The following is a 3,610-nucleotide window of genomic DNA, read 5'->3' on the forward strand; positions in this document are numbered from 1 at the left end:
CTGAAGAAGCTTTAAACGTACCAATAAAATCCTGCGTGGATGCAGTTCTTGTTGGCCAAACACCAAGTGGGGTGCCCGTTTACTGTGATAAATATGCATTAGAGGCCGACGGAGTGTTTTTATTCAACCGGGTTAAGCCGCATACCGGATTCCGCGCGCCCATTGAAAGTGGCCTGAGTAAAATGATGGCCGTGGGAATGGGAAAAGTGCGTGGAGCAGAAGAGGCTCACCGGGCCGGATTGGGACATCATTTAGTAGAAATGGCAGATGTTATCGCCAATAAAATTAATTTGCTGGGTGGCATTGCTTCGGTAGATAATTTTCAGGGAGAAGCCTTAGTATTAAAAGGGGTTAAGCCGGAAGAACGTAAGGAAATTGAAAAAGAATTACTTAAACTGGCGTGGGAACAATTACCCAAAGTTCCCTTTAATCATCTGCATGTGCTGATAGTGGATCAAATGGGGAAAAATATCAGCGGCTCAGGTATGGATGTCAACGTAATCGGAATACACCGCCGATTAGGGGGAAATCCGGTACAACGTTATGAAACACTGGTGGTGTTAGACTTAACCCCAGAATCAAAGGGCAATGCGCTCGGTATTGGGTATGCTGACATAACTACACAAGAGCTGGTAAATAAAATTGATTTTCAAAATACGTATAAAAATGCCCTTACCACCGGTTTTTTAGGCTCGGTAAAAATTCCATGCACGCTCCCAACAGAGCGTGAAGCAATTGAAACTGCCTGTAAATTGTACGAATTGCAAAATTGCCGAGTGGCACGTATAAAAGATACAAAACATCTTGAATACTTATGGATTTCCGAGGCTCTTTTGCCAGAAGCACAAAATATGGAAATAATTAAAAAAGTAGATAGTATTTTTGATACCGGAGTATATTACTAAATGTAAATCCGGCTGGCCCCTAATTCCGGAGATTATGAGACAAAAGGTTTTAAAGCTCACATTGTTGGTCATGAATACTTTGTGGAATTCTTCAGGTGCCATATGCCGAAGACTGCCATGCTTTCTGCGCTTGTTGTAATAGTCCTTGTTTTCAGTAACTGCGGCATAAGCCTCCATGAAGCTTTGGAATTGGTGGTGGCCTTAGCACTCTTCTTCCAAAATGGAGTGAAACGATTCAACGTGGGCTTTCATGTTGGTGTCTTAACAGGTACCCGCTCATGTATGACGCCCAGTTGGTTACAAAGCTGCTGAAACTGCTTAGCCGCGAATTGAGGCCCGTTATCCGTTCTCAATTGGGAGTATAAATTATTTTGTGTAAATAGTTTCTTCCGATAAATAACGGTTATACTAATAATGGCTCTTACCCGTCGGGAGGGTAAGGCAATGCTGGAGAGCAACCCGAGCGCCTGGCGGGGTTCTGCCGGGGATAGCGGGGGTGGCATAAAAGCTGCCTCTCTTCCTTTTAAAATGCTATCCTTGTGGAGAACCAAAGCGATAAACTCTTGGGGCGAAGCCCCAACATTTATATAGCCAGTTCTGCTTGTAACCGATCACTGAAGTGAATGGCAAACTGCGATATGCTTTTTTCCAGTCTCTTATTGTGGTCCATTTCTCCATTTCTTTGACGCTTTGACAGTGGCCAGATAAATAATTTCTTCCTCATCTGTCGGGTAAGCTGTCTTGGTTTTGGTTACCTTTCGTAGCTGTCGGTGGTAACCTTCAATGATGTTAGTTGTGTATATTAACTTGCGTATCTCGTATGGATATTTAAAGAGTGTGTTCGAAAAGCACAATTCTCGCTCAGAAAAATTATAGCTAATGACCTAAGATATCCAATAAATGGGTCCATGTTTTATTCAAATTTCATTTTATAATAGATAAACAATGGTATCAGCTAAAAATTACTTAAAAATGGACAGACGTACCCTATGGCTTGTGGGTAAAGCTTTTTGAGTTGCGAATCATTGCAACATGTTCTATGCAGTGATTGGGTGAGTAAATTGTGCAATTCGCATTCTATTCAAAAATTCATCCCTGTCTTTAGGTACAACAGTATCATGCATGTGCTTTATCATAAGCTTAATCAGCCTGAAGGTATCAGCCATTATGTCAAATATCTGCACTCTGGGCAGGCCACGTACCGGGAGTTTCTTATGCCGCATTACCCTGTCCATTGAATTTGATTCTATGGCAAAGTTGAGTCTACTTGTTTGCGAAATTTCTTGAGTTCTTTATGCAGCTTGGAACCGTGAGGTACGGGGCTGTTGATTAACGGGTTTTCCAGGTAGTTTTTGTGAAAATACTTATCGCAAGTAAAGTTATAAAGACAACTCTGGCAAAGGTTTTCATCACCTTTAAACCACACATCCAAAGTTTTTCTGTCAAAGCCGTCCCATACCAGGGGGTGGCCCTGTGGGCAAACAAACTGCAGGTCTTTATTCATATCCTCCGGCAGCTTGGTATTCTTTTTAATATCGGTAGATACAATCACATCATGCTCGGCCAAAGCTTCGACATTAATATCCTCATCAAAATATCCAAGGTCGGCCGCCAGATATTCAAGTTTTAGATTTTCTACCTGTTTTAACTTCTCCAATAATGGAAGCAGTACATTTACGTCATGCACATTGGCAGGTAAAATAATGGAGATTAACGGTATCGGCCCTTGTTTGGAATGACAGACGATAGTGTGCTTGCGGTAGCCGACAAAATATTTATTCATATTAGTCTTATTACGCATGGTGCCCACGGCGGCATCCGGGTCGGTGAATGTTTTTTCACAGGAACAATTCTCTTTATCATCGCAGTTACAGCGTTTTCTTTTCGGCCCGCCAACATTGGCAAATAATGGCCTGGAATCAACTGCAGAAATAACCGGGTTTAAAAATCCGTCAAGTTTTGATGCCTGGGCGATAATGTGGAACAGAATCTGATAAAAACGCTCGACACCCACTTTTGTTCTGAAATCGCTCATGCTGTTATGCGAAGGAATACGCTGTGAGCCAGCGACAGAAATAAAGTTTCGGTAACTTTGGTTTTGAGGCTCTTTCAGTTTGCGCTCCAGATCCCGGTATGAAGTGATTTCGGTTTTGGTAAAGTACAGGTAATGAGCTCGAAACATGGTTATTGGATTATGGGGATTGTGGCCACCTTTTTTATATAAAGGTGAAATAAGGTCATAGACAAACGAATCATCTACAAAATTTTAATATAGAGCCAATTGCGCTGTGCGGAAGCAAGCACAAATAGGTCGTTTTAGAGTATCAAACAAAACATTTTACCCCAACACAATCCAGGATTTGAGAGAGTTTTAGAAATAGGCGGGTGTTAAATAGCCAATATTGACCCCAAGGGAAGAAATTAGAGGGAAAAGTAGAAACAAAAAGCGAAGCGAAGAGAAATCAAAGAAAAAAAGAAGGGGAAACCTCCTTTTTACGGAGAATTTTCTTAAAGACCCCAAAAAAGAAACAAAAGGAGGTTTCCCTTATGGCTATTATACCACAACCACAGCTTTTTGGGTGGCGGGAAATAGAAGAACTGGGTGATTTAAAGCGGCTGGTAATAGTTCTTCGCAACCTACCTGATGAAGAATTAATGCGCAAACTGGAGCGCAAACGCGGGAAGGGTCGGAATGATTATCCGAT

2 protein-coding genes and 3 pseudogenes are annotated in these 3,610 nt (G+C 41.8%); 2 read left to right on the forward strand and 3 right to left on the reverse strand.

Annotation, left to right across the window (positions count from 1 at the left end):
- Positions 1–905 (forward strand): DUF2088 domain-containing protein (locus KKC1_RS06390; RefSeq protein WP_192868115.1); only part of this gene is annotated, 905 nt, incomplete at its 5' end.
- 583 nt (positions 906–1,488) lie between these two features.
- On the opposite strand, the pseudogene KKC1_RS06395 reads toward KKC1_RS06390, so the two are convergent.
- From KKC1_RS06395 to KKC1_RS17915, 3 genes and pseudogenes are all read right to left on the reverse strand, one after another.
- Positions 1,489–1,738: pseudogene (locus KKC1_RS06395) on the reverse strand (transposase); the annotation flags it as partial.
- Positions 1,739–2,151: 413 nt separating this feature from the next.
- Positions 2,152–2,940, reverse strand: a complete 789-nt coding sequence (locus KKC1_RS06400) for a transposase (RefSeq protein WP_238134223.1) — start codon at positions 2,938–2,940, stop codon at positions 2,152–2,154.
- Positions 2,935–3,156: pseudogene (locus tag KKC1_RS17915) on the reverse strand (transposase); the annotation flags it as partial. The gene KKC1_RS06400 and the pseudogene KKC1_RS17915, both read right to left, overlap by 6 nt.
- Before the next feature lie 296 nt (positions 3,157–3,452).
- On the opposite strand from KKC1_RS17915, the pseudogene KKC1_RS17410 reads away from it, so the two are divergent.
- Positions 3,453–3,610, forward strand: a pseudogene (locus KKC1_RS17410) (DDE transposase); the annotation flags it as partial.

The organism is Calderihabitans maritimus (assembly GCF_002207765.1).
Lineage (GTDB): Bacteria > Bacillota > KKC1 > Calderihabitantales > Calderihabitantaceae > Calderihabitans > Calderihabitans maritimus.

Excerpts from the sequence above, each read along its gene's own strand:
- KKC1_RS06400 (WP_238134223.1), bottom strand. The coding sequence starts at position 2,940 with ATGAGCGATTTCAGAACAAAAGTGGGTGTCGAGCGTTTTTATCAGATT.